The sequence below is a fragment of the Protofrankia sp. Cas3 genome (assembly GCF_963555955.1).
In the GTDB taxonomy this organism is placed as follows: domain Bacteria; phylum Actinomycetota; class Actinomycetes; order Frankiales; family Frankiaceae; genus Protofrankia.
Map to the genome: position 1 here is coordinate 1 of NZ_CAUVXP010000154.1, position 14259 is coordinate 14259.

The 14259-nt window shown below is 69.4% G+C and carries 15 protein-coding genes; 1 reads left to right on the plus strand and 14 read right to left on the minus strand.

Annotation, left to right across the window (positions count from 1 at the left end; genetic code table 11):
• Window positions 1-19 precede the first annotated feature (19 nt).
• The 10 genes from groES to U9983_RS22280 all read right to left on the minus strand — a co-directional run bounded on the left by groES (window position 20) and on the right by U9983_RS22280 (window position 9392).
• Window positions 20-328 carry a co-chaperone GroES gene (gene groES, locus U9983_RS22235; RefSeq protein ID WP_322747238.1) on the minus strand — a complete coding sequence of 103 codons (309 nt, stop codon included), beginning with the start codon at window positions 326-328 and terminating at the stop codon, window positions 20-22.
• Window positions 329-681: 353 nt separating this feature from the next.
• Window positions 682-1635, minus strand: a complete 954-nt coding sequence (locus U9983_RS22240; protein ID WP_322755882.1) for a UDP-glucuronic acid decarboxylase family protein — start codon at window positions 1633-1635, stop codon at window positions 682-684.
• A complete protein-coding gene (locus tag U9983_RS22245) occupies window positions 1635-1958 on the minus strand; it encodes a hypothetical protein (RefSeq protein WP_322755883.1) in 324 nt (107 codons plus the stop codon). The genes U9983_RS22240 and U9983_RS22245 overlap by 1 nt, the downstream gene beginning before the upstream one ends.
• A gap of 164 nt (window positions 1959-2122) precedes the next feature.
• Window positions 2123-3175 carry a tRNA (adenosine(37)-N6)-threonylcarbamoyltransferase complex transferase subunit TsaD gene (gene tsaD / locus U9983_RS22250; RefSeq protein ID WP_322755884.1) on the minus strand — a complete coding sequence of 351 codons (1053 nt, stop codon included), beginning with the start codon at window positions 3173-3175 and terminating at the stop codon, window positions 2123-2125.
• Entirely contained in the window at window positions 3172-3729 is a 558-nt protein-coding gene (gene rimI / locus U9983_RS22255) for a ribosomal protein S18-alanine N-acetyltransferase (protein ID WP_322747191.1), read from the minus strand. The genes tsaD and rimI overlap by 4 nt, the downstream gene beginning before the upstream one ends.
• 8 nt (window positions 3730-3737) lie before the next feature.
• A complete protein-coding gene (gene tsaB, locus U9983_RS22260) occupies window positions 3738-4514 on the minus strand; it encodes a tRNA (adenosine(37)-N6)-threonylcarbamoyltransferase complex dimerization subunit type 1 TsaB (protein ID WP_322755885.1) in 777 nt (258 codons plus the stop codon).
• Window positions 4515-4550: 36 nt separating this feature from the next.
• Window positions 4551-5114: a tRNA (adenosine(37)-N6)-threonylcarbamoyltransferase complex ATPase subunit type 1 TsaE gene (tsaE, locus tag U9983_RS22265; protein ID WP_322755886.1), complete on the minus strand. Its 564-nt coding sequence runs from the start codon at window positions 5112-5114 to the stop codon at window positions 4551-4553.
• 62 nt (window positions 5115-5176) lie between these two features.
• Window positions 5177-6427, minus strand: a complete 1251-nt coding sequence (locus U9983_RS22270) for an alpha/beta hydrolase (protein ID WP_322755887.1) — start codon at window positions 6425-6427, stop codon at window positions 5177-5179.
• 32 nt (window positions 6428-6459) lie between these two features.
• Complete coding sequence (alr, locus tag U9983_RS22275; protein ID WP_322755888.1) at window positions 6460-7644, minus strand: alanine racemase; 1185 nt, start codon at window positions 7642-7644, stop codon at window positions 6460-6462.
• 224 nt (window positions 7645-7868) lie between these two features.
• Window positions 7869-9392 carry an NAD(P)H-hydrate dehydratase gene (locus U9983_RS22280; RefSeq protein ID WP_322755889.1) on the minus strand — a complete coding sequence of 508 codons (1524 nt, stop codon included), beginning with the start codon at window positions 9390-9392 and terminating at the stop codon, window positions 7869-7871.
• Window positions 9393-9665: 273 nt separating this feature from the next.
• Here U9983_RS22280 and U9983_RS22285 point away from each other — a divergent pair, with 273 nt between their 5' ends.
• Window positions 9666-10205, plus strand: coding sequence for a hypothetical protein (locus tag U9983_RS22285; protein ID WP_322755890.1), 540 nt, complete (start codon window positions 9666-9668; stop codon window positions 10203-10205).
• Window positions 10206-10263: 58 nt separating this feature from the next.
• On the opposite strand, the gene glmS is transcribed toward U9983_RS22285, so the two are convergent.
• The 4 genes from glmS to U9983_RS22305 form a co-directional block, all read right to left on the minus strand.
• A complete protein-coding gene (glmS, locus tag U9983_RS22290) occupies window positions 10264-12147 on the minus strand; it encodes a glutamine--fructose-6-phosphate transaminase (isomerizing) (RefSeq protein ID WP_322755891.1) in 1884 nt (627 codons plus the stop codon).
• A 93-nt stretch (window positions 12148-12240) separates the two neighbouring features.
• Window positions 12241-13587 carry a phosphoglucosamine mutase gene (gene glmM, locus U9983_RS22295; RefSeq protein WP_322755892.1) on the minus strand — a complete coding sequence of 449 codons (1347 nt, stop codon included), beginning with the start codon at window positions 13585-13587 and terminating at the stop codon, window positions 12241-12243.
• 25 nt (window positions 13588-13612) lie between these two features.
• The gene (gene rpsI, locus U9983_RS22300; RefSeq protein ID WP_322747182.1) at window positions 13613-14020 is read right to left on the minus strand and encodes a 30S ribosomal protein S9; all 408 of its coding nucleotides are present in this window, start codon (window positions 14018-14020) and stop codon (window positions 13613-13615) included.
• A 34-nt stretch (window positions 14021-14054) separates the two neighbouring features.
• Window positions 14055-14259 (minus strand): uL13 family ribosomal protein (locus U9983_RS22305; protein WP_322755893.1); only part of this gene is annotated, 205 nt, incomplete at its 5' end.

Consider the following 14259-nt stretch of genomic DNA (forward strand, 5'->3'; position numbering starts at 1 on the left):
GATCCTGCCGGAGACAGGCCTACTTCTCGATGATCGCCAGCACGTCGCGGGCGGAGAGAACCAGGTACTCCTCACCGGCGTACTTCACCTCGGTGCCGCCGTACTTGCTGTACAGAACGACATCACCAACCGTAACGTCGAGCGGAACCCGCTTGCCATCCTCGAACCGGCCGGGCCCGACCGCGAGGACGGTGCCCTCCTGCGGCTTCTCCTTGGCCGTATCCGGGATCACGATGCCTGACGCGGTGGTCTGCTCGGCGTCTGACGGCTGGACGACAATACGATCTTCGAGCGGCTTGATTGCAACCTTGGTGGCGGTCGTCACGATCGACCTCCCCCTTCCTGCGCTGGATGAGAGAGCGACCCTGGCGGCCTGCCGTCGCGGGGGAACAGGCGCCTGCTGTCGCTGGCACTCTCGTGTGCCGAGTGCCAACTTAGCACCCACCTCGCCCACGTCAACCAACACGGTCGGAACTGTCAAGCGAGTCCGCAGCCGTGGTCGCCGGTCAGCCCGCCAAACCCGGCCACGACCGGGAGTTGCCGGCCGCCGCCGGGCCGGGCCCGACCCGGTCCGCCGGCGCGACGGGCACCGACCGGGACCCGACCGGGACCCGATCCGGCGGCGGCCGAAGGACAACGGGTCCGGACTACCCGGGCGGCCCACCATGGCCCGCGGCCACGTTAGTGCGCCCGGCTGATGACATCGGGATGCTCCCGAAACCAGGAAACCGTGGTATCGAGACCGGTCCGCAGATCGACGACAGGTTCCCAGCCCAGGACGTCACGGGCCAACGAAATGTCGGGCTGCCGGATCGTCGGATCATCCTCCGGCCGCGGAATGAACGAGATCTCCGATTCACTTTTGGCAACCTCACGGACGAGTTCGGCAAGCTCGAGGATCGACAACTCGTAGGGGTTGCCGATGTTCATCGGGCCGGGATGACCGGAAAACATCATCCGCACGATTCCCTCGACCAGATCGTCGACATAGATGATCGACCGGGTCTGACTGCCGTCGCCCGCCACCGTTATCGGTTCACCGCGCAGGGCCTGGGTCGCAAAGGCGGGGATCGCCCGACCGTCGTTGGGACGCATCCGCGGCCCGTGGGTGTTGAAGATCCGGACGATTCCGGTGTCGACCGCGTGGCTTCGCCGGTAGGCCATGGTCAGCGCCTCGCCGAACCGCTTGGCCTCGTCATACACGCCGCGCGGCCCTACCGGGTTGACATGGCCCCAGTAGTTCTCGGGCTGTGGATGGACCTGCGGGTCCCCATAGACCTCCGAGGTCGACGCCAGTATGAAACGCGCGCCTTTTTCCTTCGCCAGGCCAAGGGCGTGCAGCGTACCGATCGAGCCGACCTTCAAGGTGTGGATCGGTAGATGCAGATAGTCGATCGGGCTCGCCGGCGACGCGAAGTGCAACACGTAATCGACCGGACCAGGAACATGAACGTAATCCGTTACATTGCAGCGGACCAGCCGGAATCCCTCGCGGTCCGCAAGATGAGCGACGTTCGCCGGTGTCCCCGTGACGAAGTTGTCCAGGCAGAGGACCTCATGGCCCTCGTCCAACAGCCGCTCGCACAGGTGCGACCCCAGAAAACCGGCACCTCCAGTGACAACGCTTCTTTCCATCAGGCCCCCTCCTGGTTATTGGTATTCCGTCCGCGTGACGATACGCGCATGAAGTCCCACCCCCGTGCGGACCGAGCGAGAAGGCTCGGCGGGACACCATCGAGGACGGACGCGGCGGCGGCGGCGGCGGTCGATGGTTTACCGCCCACCGACGGTTCGCTCCCCTGCGGATGGAGGAGAACGACGACAACGTCTCCACTGTCGCCGACGCCACGGTAGATCTCCGCCGATGTGCCCGCCAGAGCCTGATCCAACCAGGCCAGGAGCCCATCCAGGCATCCCTCGGCCGCGTGCGCCTCCCACATGCGCGTCACATCAACCACAACCCCATCTTCGACCATGCCGGGCGCTCTAAGCCCCGACAAAGCTAGAACGGCCAAAGGGCGTGCGATCATGCTTCTACGCACGCCCGGCGGCCCCGACAAAGCTAGAACGGCCAAAGGGCGTGCGATCATGCTTCTACGCACGCCCGGCGGCCCCGACAAAGCTAGAACGGAAGGATCGAGGTGGCGGAAATGTCCAGCGGGGACGGCGTGACTCCGGCCGCGGCCTGAAGGGAGCCCAGCGCGGCGACCATCGCACCGTTGTCGGTGCACAGTCCGGGCCGCGGCACCCGCAGGGTGATACCGGCGGCCTCGCACCGCGCCGCCGCGAGCGACCGCAGCCTGCTGTTCGCCGCCACGCCGCCGCCGATCACCAGGGTGTCCACCCCGTGCGATCTGCAGGCCGCGACCGACTTGGCCGTCAACACATCCACAACGGCCTCCTGGAACGACGCGGCGACGTCGGCGACGGGCACCGGCTCGCCCACGCGGTTGCGCGCCTCCACCCAGCGGGCCACCGCGGTCTTCAGTCCGCTGAAGGAGAAGTCGAAGGTACCGTCGCCCGCCTTCGCGCGCGGGAACGCAATCGTGGGGCTCCCGTCCCGGGCCGCCCGATCTATCGGCGGTCCACCCGGAAACGGCATCCCGAGCAGCCGGGCAACCTTGTCATACGCCTCGCCCGCTGCATCGTCGACCGTGGCCCCGAGCTGGATCACCGCGCCGGTGGCGAGGTCCGGTACCAGCAGCAGGGACGAATGCCCACCGGAGACCAGCAACGCCATTGACGGACTGGGCAACGCTCCATGCTCAAGGGTGTCCACCGCGACATGCGCAGCCAGGTGATGGACACCGTAGAGCGGGACGCCGAGCGCGAACGCATACGCCTTGGCCGCGGCCACACCGACCAGCAGCGCCCCGGCAAGGCCCGGACCAGCGGTGACCGCGATCGCGTCGACGTCGCAGTGGCGCAGCCCCGCTTGGGACAGTGCCCGCTCGACGGTCGGAACCATCGCCTCCAGGTGTGCCCGGGCTGCGATCTCCGGGATGACCCCGCCGTAGCGCGCGTGCTCGTCCACGGACGACGCGAGGGTGTCGGCGAGCAGAACGCCACCGCGGACCAAACCCACGCCGGTCTCGTCGCATGAGGTCTCAATACCCAGTACCAGCGGCGCGTCACCCCGCACCGGGGCCGTGGGACCGGCGCGAGCCCCGCTCACCGGGACACCGTCGACTCCACCGCGTCCAGTAGCTCACCGTAGTCGTTGGTGTCGATGCGACGAGCAGACATCACGTAGGCGTCGGCTCCGGACGGCTGGTAATAGCCCTTGCGCACACCGAGATTGACAAAACCAAGCCGCTGGTATAGAGCCTGGGCCGTGCTGTTGTCGGTGCGCACCTCCAGGTCGCAACGGTGAGCGCCGCGTATCCGGGCGTGGCGCAACAGCGCGACGAGTAACCGGGTACCCACCCCGCCGCCGCGGGCATCCGTGCTGACGCCGACGGTCTGCACGTAGGACTCATCGTCATGGACCGCAAGCCCCCCGTAACCCACTATCCGCCCGCCGCGCACGGCGGCCAGATAGTGGCGCGTCTCGCCCTGGGCGAGTTCCGACCAGAACAGTTCGGCGCTCCAGGCATCCTCGGCGAAGATCTCCTGCTCCAGCTCGGCGACATCGTCAAGATGCCACCAGCGCAGGCGCACGAGGGTCACCTCGTCCCGCCGCCCAGGTGTCGGCGCATCCCCGGTCGCCGGGTCTGTCCTGATCGTCATCTTGCCGATCACCGGGCCACCGCCTTCGGCGGGCGCGGTTGCGCCGCGTCCGGCCGGCGCAGGTACAGCGGGACGAGCGGCGCGGGTGGTCGGTTGGCCAGGACCGCCGCACCGGCCAGGCGGGCGAGGGTGACCGGGGACGGATAGCCCGGGTCCGCCGGCTCTGCGAGGTCGGCGAGGTCGGCGAAATCCGCGAAGACGTCCGGATACAGGTGCAGGCCGGGGCCGACCGCCCGGTGGACCGACATCCGCCGCAGCTCGTCGACGACCACCTGTGGCCGGCCCACAGACGGCCCGTCCACCCGCTCACCGTTGTGGTACACCGCCCAGTACACCTCCCGGCGCCGCGCGTCGGTCGCCACGGCCACTCTGCCCGAGGTGTCAGCACCGACACCGTCCAGCGAACACACGCCATAAGCAGGCAAGCCGAGGGCATCGGCGAAGGCCTCGGCTGTCATCACGCCGACCCGCAGGCTGGTGAACGGCCCTGGGCCGATGCCAACCACCATGGCGTCGAGGTCACCCGGGCGTGCCGACGCTTCGTCAAGAACCTCCCGGATCAACGGCACCAGCAGTTCCGCGTGCTTTCGCGGATCGACGACCCGCCGCTGCGCCCGTCCCGTCATGCCCTCAACCGCCATGCCCTCAACCGCCATGGCCCCGGCCGTCGGGGCCCCAGCCGCGGTGGCCACGCTCGCCGATCCGGCGGCGGGCTGACCCCGGTGGACGTCCACCAGTGCGACCGAGCAGGCGGGTGTCGCCGTGTCAACAGCGAGAAGCAGCACGTTTGACAGCCTAGGGCCTGCCCGGTGGATCTTCGATCAGATCGCATGATCGGGTGGTTCGGGCCGGTGGAACCCCGGCGGCGGCCGGACCGCACCCTCGTCCTCCGCCCACAACGACCGCAGGCGGGTCGACCATCCGCGGTCGCTACCGACCATCCGGATGACACGGACGCCGCTGTCATCACAATCGTCGACATCGCCGAAACCGGGCAGCGGCGCGGCCTCGGGCGGCCGCTCGATCTCGACCCGCAGATACCCGCTGGCCAGGCCCTCCACCAGCCCCGAGCCCCACTCGACAACCGTCACAGACTCCTCGATCTCAGCATCGAGATCGATGTCCTCGACTTCAGCGACCGCGCCCAGACGGTAGGCGTCCACGTGCACCAGGGGTAGCCGCCCGTCATCGTGTACCCGGGCGATCACGAAGGTCGGCGAGGTCACCGCCCCGGTGACACCCAGTCCGGCGGCGATGCCCTGGACCAGAACAGTCTTGCCGGCACCGAGTGGGCCGGCGAGTATCACGAGATCCCCGGCGCGCAACAGCCCGGCCAGCCGGCGACCGACAGCGCGCATGGTTCCAGCCGTCGGGACCTCGACCATCCAGGCCGGTCCGTCGGTCCAGACGGTGGGCTCGGCAGACCCGGTAGACCCGGACGAGCCGTTCACGAGGCCGACGCGGAGAGATCATCAGGGCCGTGCGATCGCTGCGGGCCCAACAAACCCCGCGGCCGGGCGGTCGCCCGATTCACCAGCGTGCGCAGCGCCTCGTTGACCTCGTCAGGGCGCTCGAGCGGGACGGCGTGTCCGGCCCCGGCCACGACCACCAGGTCGGCTTCAGGCAGGGCGTCGGTCAGTGTCCGACTGTGCGCCAACGGGGTCATGACATCGGCGTCACCGACGAGAATCAGCGTCGGCGTGGTCACCAGCGCCGCCACCGCGGCGAGCTTGTCATGACTGATCAGCGCAGGCAAGAACGCGGCCATCACGTGCAGCGGCGTTGCGGCCACCATCTGCTCCAGGAACGACACAACAGGCGAACCGACAGCGGTGGAGCCGAAGCCGATCCGACGGGTCGCGGCCCACGCAATCTGACTGCCGTGGCGGCGGCCCCGTTCCAGCAGCGTCGGGGCATGGCGCATCCCGACAGCAAGACCGGGCAGCGTGACGCGCAGGACCTTCGCCGCAGCCGCCGGCAGGCCGAAGGTCACCGTGGCCAGACTGCCGGCGCTGGTCGACAGGAGGCCGACCCCGACGATCCGGTCGCCGAACAGTTCCGCGTGCGCATCAGCCAACGCAAGGACCGTCATCCCGCCCATCGAGTGTCCGACAAGGACCACCGGTCCAGTCGGCACCACGTCGGTCAGCACTCGATACAAATCGTCACCGAGCTGCTCAATCGTGCATGCCGCGACGTCGGAGGCGCCGGATGAGCCGTGGGCACGCTGATCGTAGAACACCAACCGCCCACATTCGGCAAGATCGCGACGCTGAAACGTCCAGCAGTCAAGGCTGACACAGAAGCCGTGGATGAAGACGAGGGTGAGCGCGGCGCCGGGATCTCCGACGATCTCGACGTGCAACGGTACGCCATCCGACGCGATCACCGTGGTCGGACGCCCCCCGACCGGCGGTACCGGACCGCCATCGGGCGGCCTGGGCGCCAAGGCGTCCGACAGATCGGCCGGCAAGGCGTCGGCCAAGGCATCCGGCAGCTCAGCCGACAACTCCGCCAGCACGCCCGTCTGGTCCGAGCGGCGCTGGAACCGCCGCCGCGCGGCCGCGCCGACAACGACAGCGGTGGCGAGGCCGGCAATACCGACGACGCCGGCCGGCCACGCCCCCCGCGAGCCGCCGCCAGTCCGGCCGGTACGGACAAGCAGCCCGCCGACGTCCGGCATCTTCACAGTCACCACCAGGCGTCGGTGATCATCATCTGGCGTCACGGTCACGGCAGGCCGTGTTCCGGCCCGGATGCGCCGGCTGGGCCGGATACGTTGAGGTGCACCCTCGGTACCCGGACGCCGATCCTCGTGACGATTTCGTAATTGATGGTGCCGAGGGCGTCCGCCCAGTCGGCGGCGGTGGGTTCGCCGTGCTCCCCCGGCCCGAACAGGATGACCTGATCGCCCGCCTGAACGGGATCGTCGCCGACGTCCAGGACGAACTGGTCCATGCACACGGTGCCGGCGATGCGCCGGCGGCGGCCGGCCAACAGCACCTCGGCCGTGTTGCCCGCCGACCGCGGGACGCCGTCGGCGTACCCGAGTGGCACCAACGCGAGCGTCGTCTCGTCCAGGGTGGTGTATCGGTGGCCATAGGACACCCCGCCGCCGGCCGGCACCCGCTTGGCCAACGCCAGCCGAGCGGTGAGTGTCATGGCCGGGCGCAGGCCGAGGGCTGCGGGAGGACCGAGGGCAGGTCCGGGCGACAGACCGTACACCGAGATTCCCGGACGGACCAGGTCGAAGTGTGCGTCCGGGCTGATCAGGGTTGCGGCCGAGTTGGCCAGGTGGCGCACGCGCGGACGCAGACCGGCCTTCTCCGCGATGGCCACCGCGTCCCGGAAGTACCCGATCTGCGCGCGGACGGTCGGATGGCCGGGCGAGTCCGCGAACGCGAAGTGGCTCCACACACCGACCACGTCGATCAGGCCGTCGGAGGCACGCGCCGCCGACGCGGCACACAGGGACGGCCAGCCCGCCTCGGTCGCCCCCGCCCGGTTCAGGCCGGTGTCGGCTTTGAGATGGACCCGTGCGGTGCGGCCGGTCAACCGCGCGGCCGCGGCGATCTCCGCCAGCGCCCAGGGCGCCGACACCGACAGGTCGACGTCGGCGGCAAGCGCCTCGGTGAGCGGCTCCCCGGGCGTGCTGAGCCAGGCGAACACCGGTACCGTGAGCCCGGCGGCGCGCAGCGCGAGCGCCTCGGATATGAACGCGACCCCGAGCCAGCTCGCACCGGCCTCCAGCGCGGCACGCGCGCAGGGCAGCATCCCGTGACCATAGCCGTCGGCCTTGACCACCGCCATGGTCGCGGCGTTGCCGGCACGGGTGACCAATGTCGCCACGGACTCGCGGACCGCGTCAAGATCGACAACCGCGCACGCAGGTAGGTTGCCGCTCTGCCGTGTCATCCGAAGCCTTCCTGACCTGCCCACACAGCCTCACCGGCCAAAGGTCGCGCGATCATGGTTCTACGCGCGGCCGGCGGCCCCACACAGCCTCACCGGCCAAAGGCCGCGCGATCATCGTCCCGCGCATGTGAACGCCGACCACACGCGTGCGCGCTCTGACGGTAACAAGGGCTGCCGGGGCAGAGTGCGCCAAGGCGTCTGCCCGCTCAACGACACCCACCTGCTCAGTGCCTTCCACGGACCCGCAACATCGGAGCCAGATCGGAGGCAGCCAGCGGATGGCCCGCCCGCTGCGCCGCCCGACCGTGCAGCTGGGCTCCCACGCTGCCGGCATCCAGCGGAGCCAGCCCACCGGCGAGCAGCGAGCCGCACAGGCCGGTCAGGACGTCACCGCTGCCCGCGGTCGCCAGCCACGGTGTGCCTGTGCTGTTCACCCGTGCCTGCCCGTCCGGATCGACGATCAACGTACGGGCGCCCTTGAGGAGCACAGTCGCCCCCAGTTCGGCTGCGGCGCGGCGTACCGCGCCCAACCTGTCCACGGTCAGTTCGTGGATGGTCGCCCCCGCGTCCCAACGCAGCGCCCCGACGAGGCGGACGAACTCGCCCTCGTGCGGCGTGAGCAGAGTAGGCGATGCCCGGGCCGCCAGCGCGGCAACGCCCCGGGCATCGCCGGCCAACGCGCCCAGCGCGCCCGCATCGAGCAGTACGGGCAGGTCACCTGCCAGCAGGGCCGCTACCACGCGGGCGGTCCCGGCGTCTGGTGGCAGGCCGGGGCCGACCGCCCACGCCTGTACCCGACCGGCCGCGAGAACGGCGCCGGCGTCACCGGGGTCGATCTGGGTGACCACCGCCTCGGGGTGCGCACGACGCACGTGGTCGGCGGCCACCGGCGTACTGACCACCCGCACGTAGCCCGCGGCCCCGCGCAGCGCCCCGCCGGTGGCGAGCACCGCGGCGCCGGGGTAGAGGTCACTGCCGGCGACCAGGCCCAGCACGCCCCGGGTGTACTTGGAGTCCGCCGGACGAGGGCTCGGGCGCAGCCGGGCCACGTCGGCGTCATCAAGAGCGACCAGATCCGCGCAGGGAAGTACCAGCCCGATGTCGACGAGCTCGATGCGGCCCGCGTGGTCAGCCCCCGGAGGGATCAGCAGGCCGCGTTTGTAGGTTCCGAACGTCACGGTGCTGCTCGCGCGGATGGCTGGACCCACCACCGCGCCGGTGTCGGCGTCCACCCCGCTCGGGATGTCCACGGCGACGGTGCGCCCGACCGGGGCCAGCCCGGCCAACTGGGCGTAGCCCGCGCGCAGGCCGCCCTTCCCACCGATGCCGAGCATGCCGTCCAGGATCAGGTCAGCCGCGGCCACCAGGCCCGCGGCGGTGTCATCGCCGGTCGGCGCGCCGGCGCGTACCGGCCGCTGGCCAACCGGGTCTGGACCGGGCAGGCGGTGCAGGCGTCCGCCCGCCGCGAGCAGGGCCGCCGTCCCGGCCGGATGCGTCCGCCCGGGAGCGAGCGCATCCACCCGGGCGCCCCGGGCCGAAAGGAGCGCACCTGCCCACAGCGCGTCACCGCCGTTGTCACCGCTTCCGGCGAGAACGACTACCCGGGCGCCGTACACCCGACCGAGCCGGCGTGCCACATGCGACAGCAGGCCGTGCACGGCCCGCTGCATCAGGGCGCCAGGTGGCAGGCTGGCCAGCAGGGGCGCCTCGGCATCCCTGACCTGGATCACCGAATGGGCGGATCTCATAGCGGCCATGCTCTCCGTCGAAGCTGTCCGTCGCACCGTCAAACGCACCCTCGCGCGTCCGGGAACGGCTTCGGGCGGTCGACCCCGCCCGGCACGCTGAAGGCGATGCGACAAACAGCATCGCACCGCCTTCAGCCATACCAGCCCACCAGCACGCCTCCGGCGATGCGACAAACAGCATCGCACCGCCTTCAGCCGGGTGGCAGACGTGAGCCACGGCCCGAGGTGCCAGGACCCTGCGCCCGCCGAGCGCAGGTCTCGTAGAATTGCCCGATGATCGTCAACCAGTCGGGGCCAAACGGACATGACGACATCGCCATCACCCCGTTGCACGCCGTTTTCGACGAGGACGAGTGCGCTCGCCTCGCGGGCCTGGGCGAGTTCACCCGCGGCGTCGCCCTCGCGTTGCAGGGACGAGTCGGTGACCTGCGGATCCGACCGAGCAGTGCGTCCGGCACCGTGGACGGTGACCAACCCACCCAGACCCAGCTGTCAGTGATCGATGGGACGCCGGGGTCGACCTGTACGTGTCCGACCGGTGCCGTCGAACAGTTCTGTGCGCACGCCGTCGCACTCGCTCTCGTGGCCACCGGGGCGATCGACCCCGGTGAGGACGACGACGACTTCGACAGCACCGACGACGGCTTCTACGACGCCGACGGCCAGCCGATCGACCTGCGGGACTTCCTCGAGAGCCTCGACGGACCAGGCCTGGTCGACCTGGTTGTCGACCTCGCGGCCGTCAACGACGTCCTGGCGATGGATCTGCGGGAGGCCGCGACCCGCTGGCGACGCCCGCACCCGACCGGCTGACCATGCCGGCGGGCCGGCATCGACGGGCGCCGATGCCACGGCCCTGTATTGCCAGGCGTCATTCCACGGTGACCGACTTGGCGAGGTTGCGCGGCTGGTCGACGTCGAGGCCACGGGCGAGGGCCAGTTCGCACGCGAAGACCTGCAGCGGCAGCGTCGTCACCAGCGGCGCGAACAGGGTCGGTGTTTCCGGTACCCGGATCAGATGCTCCGCGTAGGGTTCGACCACGGTGTCACCCTCCTCGGCGATCACAATGGTCCGCGCTCCGCGGGCACGCACCTCCTGGATGTTGGAAACGATCTTCCCATGCAGGTGTGAACGGCCCCGCGGGGACGGCACCACGATCACCACTGGCAGACCCGGCTCGATGAGCGCGATCGGCCCGTGCTTCAGCTCGCCTGCCGGAAAGCCCTCGGCGTGCATGTAGGCGAGCTCCTTGAGCTTGAGAGCGCCTTCCAGTGCTACCGGGTAACCGACATGGCGGCCGAGGAACAGCACCGCCTTGGCGTCGACCAGAGTGCGCGCAAGCGCCCTTATCGGCTCGACCGTGGCCAGGGTCTCGCGCACGAGCATCGGGGTGGTCTGCAGTTTCTCGACGTACCGCGCGACCTCGTCGCCGTAGAGGACACCGCGGGCCTGTGCGAGGTACAGGCCGACCAGCAGACACGCGGCGACCTGGCCGAGGAAGGTCTTGGTCGAAGCGACACCGACCTCCGGGCCACACCGGGTGTAGAGCACGGCATCGGACTCCCGTGGGATGGTCGACCCGTTCGTGTTACAGATCGCCAGCACCCTGGCCTTCTGGTCCCGTGCGTGCTTGACCGCCATCAGGGTGTCCAGCGTCTCGCCGCTCTGGCTGATGGCGATCACCAGGGTTGAACGGTCGAGGACCGGGTCGCGGTAGCGGAACTCCGAGGCCATCTCGACCTCGCACGGCAGCCGCGTCCAGTGCTCGATCGCATACTTGGCGATCAGCCCGGCATGGTAGGCCGTGCCGCAGGCGACGATGAAGACCTTGTCGACGTCACGGAAGTCCTGGGTGGAAAGGCGCTCCTCGTCCAGAACGATCTCGCCGGCGTTCGACAGACGTCCACGCAGCGTGTCCGCGAGCGCCGTCGGCTGCTCGCTGATCTCCTTCAGCATGAAATAAGGGAAACCGCCCTTTTCCGCGGCGCTGGCATCCCAGTTCACATGGTATGGGCGGCCCTCGACAACGCCGCCGGCAAAGTCGATGATGGTAACCCCGTCGCGGCGGGCCTCGACCACCTGGTCCTGCCCGATCTCCAACGCGCTGCGGGTGTGCGCGATGAACGCCGCGACGTCGCTGGCCAGAAAGGTCTCACCCGCACCCAGGCCCACGACCAGCGGACTGTTGCGGCGCGCACCCACCACCACGTCTGGATGATCACGATGCACGACGACGAGTGTGAAGGCGCCATCCAATCGGCCGCAGACCCGCCGTAGCGCCTCGCTGAGCGGGCTCACACCCGCCGTTGCGTCACCGCCGGCAGCGGCCATCCCAGCGAGTTCGATCTCGAGAAGGTGTGCGACCACCTCGGTGTCGGTCTCGCTGGTCAGCTCATGCCCGCCGCTCTCCAGGCCGGCCCGCAGACTCGCGAAGTTCTCGATGATCCCATTGTGAATCACAGCGATGGCGCCTGTGCAGTCGGTGTGCGGATGTGCATTGACGTCCGTCGGACCGCCGTGCGTCGCCCAGCGGGTGTGGCCGATGCCGGTGGTCCCGGGTAGGCCGGTGTCCGCCTCGCCCAGCATTTTCTCCAGATTCGCCAGCTTGCCGGCCTTGCGCACAACACGGAGCCGGCCGTCAGCGACCACTGCAATGCCCGCCGAGTCGTAGCCTCGATACTCCAGGCGGCGCAGCCCCGCAAGAGCGACATCCAGCGCCGACTGTCCACCGATGTACCCGATGATCCCACACATGCGGTCAGGGTACGCAACCGAGGCAGTGTGCGAGTGCTGCCACACCTGTTTGGGTGGATGCGTCGAATGGCAAGGGTCCGTTGCCGGGCGCTCTTAGCCGAGGGCGCTCTGGACGATCGCGGACAGGCGTGCGGCCACCGCTTGCGCCTGGGCGGTGGTCGGTGCCTCCACCATGACCCGTACCAGGGGCTCGGTGCCTGACGGACGCAGCAGAACCCGACCTTCATCGCCCAGTTCAGCCTCGGCCGCCGCCACCGCCGCGGCCAACTCAGCTGAGGTGGCAACCTTCGACCGGTCGACGCCCCGGACGTTCACCAACACCTGCGGCAGCCGTGTCATGACCTTCGCCAGCTCCGCCAACGGGCGGTCGGTCTCGGCCATCCGGCCCAGCACCTGCAACGCCGTGAGCAACCCGTCCCCGGTCGTCGCGTGGCGAAGGAAGACGACATGACCGCTCTGCTCCCCACCGAGGGACAGTCCCCGCTCACGCATGACCTCAAGCACGTAACGGTCACCAACGGGGGTCGTGATCACCTCGATGCCGGCGTCCCGCATCGCATGATGCAGGCCGAGGTTCGACATCACCGTCACCACGAGGGTGTTGTCGGCAAGCTGGCCACGCTCACGCAGCGCAAGAGCGCACAGCGCGAGGATCTGGTCACCGTCAACGACCTCACCATTGGCGTCGACGGCGATGCAACGGTCGGCGTCCCCATCGTGCGCCATGCCGGCGTCAGCGCCGTGTTGCACCACGGCGGCCCGCAGCGATTCCATGTGGGTCGCGCCACAGGCGTCGTTGATCCGGGTCCCGTCCCCGTCGGAATGCAGGGCGATCACGTCGGCACCGGCCGTGCGCAACACGCGCGGCGCCAACAGGGACGCGGCACCCTGCGCACAGTCGACCACGACCCGAAGCCCGGTCAGCGGGACGGGCACGGTCGCCAGCAGGAAGTCCGTGTAGCTCTCCACGAGAGCACCGTCGTCACGGACCCGCCCGATCGCCGCGCCGGTGGGACGGGTCGACGCGGGACCCGTGAGACGTTCGGCGATCTCGTCCTCGATCTCGTCCGGGAGCTTGCGCCCGCCAGCCGCGAACAACTTGATGCCGTTGTCCGGCATCGGGTTGTGGCTCGCCGAGAGCATCACGCCGAGGGCCGCGTTCGAGCTGATCACCGCATGAGCCACCGCCGGTGTGGGCACGACACCGATCCGCAGGACGTCCGCGCCGGCCGACGCGAGACCGGCGACGACCGCGGCCTCCAGGAATTCCCCGGACGGCCGGGTGTCACGGCCTACCACTACGGCCGGACGCCCACTGCCAGCAACGCGGTGCTCGGTGAGCACCCCCACAGCCGCCGCCGACAACGCCAATGCCAGTTCGGCGGTGAGATCGACATTGGCGACCCCGCGCACGCCATCGGTACCGAAGAGCCTCGCCACTTCGAGATCCCGCGAGGTCAGCGCGTCAGCGCTTGCTGTACTGAGGTGCCTTCCGAGCCTTCTTCAGGCCGTACTTCTTACGTTCCTTGACCCGGGGATCACGAGTCAGGAAGCCCGCCTTTTTCAGAATCGGACGGGATTCCTCCTCGGCAACGGTCAGCGCCCGCGCAAGGGCAAGGCGAAGTGCGCCGGCCTGGCCGGAGACGCCGCCACCGTGCAGGCGTGCAGCCACATCGTAGGACTCGGCGCGGTCCAACGCCTTGAGCGGCTCGTTGACAAGCTGCTGGTGAACCTTGTTGGGGAAGTACTCCTCCAGGGAACGCCCGTTGAGCGTCCATTTGCCGTTGCCCGGCAGCAGGCGTACCCGGACAACAGCCTCCTTGCGCCGACCGGTGGCACGAGGGTTGCCCTGGGCGTCGGTCACGACAGCCACGTCGTCTGTCCTTCCTGGTCAGATGGTCCGCGGCTTACTGCGCGACCTGGATGATTTCGAACGGATGGGGCTGCTGAGCCTGGTGGGGATGGGTTGGCCCCGCGTAGACCTTGAGCTTGGTGCCCTGTGCCCTACCCAGCTTGTTCTTCGGCAGCATGCCCTTGATCGCCTTCTCGACGATGACCTGGGGCCGCGTGTCGAGCAGTGTCCCATAAGAGGTGCTGCGCAGACCGCCAGGG

What these genes read in the sequence shown, in the direction of transcription:
- U9983_RS22240 (WP_322755882.1), bottom strand. Translation starts at nt 1,635, where the DNA reads ATGGAAAGAAGCGTTGTCACTGGAGGTGCCGGTTTTCTGGGGTCGCAC.
- rimI (WP_322747191.1), bottom strand. Translation starts at nt 3,729, where the DNA reads ATGACGATCAGGACAGACCCGGCGACCGGGGATGCGCCGACACCTGGG.
- tsaE (WP_322755886.1), bottom strand. Translation starts at nt 5,114, where the DNA reads ATGGTCGAGGTCCCGACGGCTGGAACCATGCGCGCTGTCGGTCGCCGG.
- alr (WP_322755888.1), bottom strand. Translation starts at nt 7,644, where the DNA reads ATGACACGGCAGAGCGGCAACCTACCTGCGTGCGCGGTTGTCGATCTT.
- U9983_RS22280 (WP_322755889.1), bottom strand. Translation starts at nt 9,392, where the DNA reads ATGAGATCCGCCCATTCGGTGATCCAGGTCAGGGATGCCGAGGCGCCC.
- U9983_RS22285 (WP_322755890.1), top strand. Translation starts at nt 9,666, where the DNA reads ATGATCGTCAACCAGTCGGGGCCAAACGGACATGACGACATCGCCATC.
- glmS (WP_322755891.1), bottom strand. Translation starts at nt 12,147, where the DNA reads ATGTGTGGGATCATCGGGTACATCGGTGGACAGTCGGCGCTGGATGTC.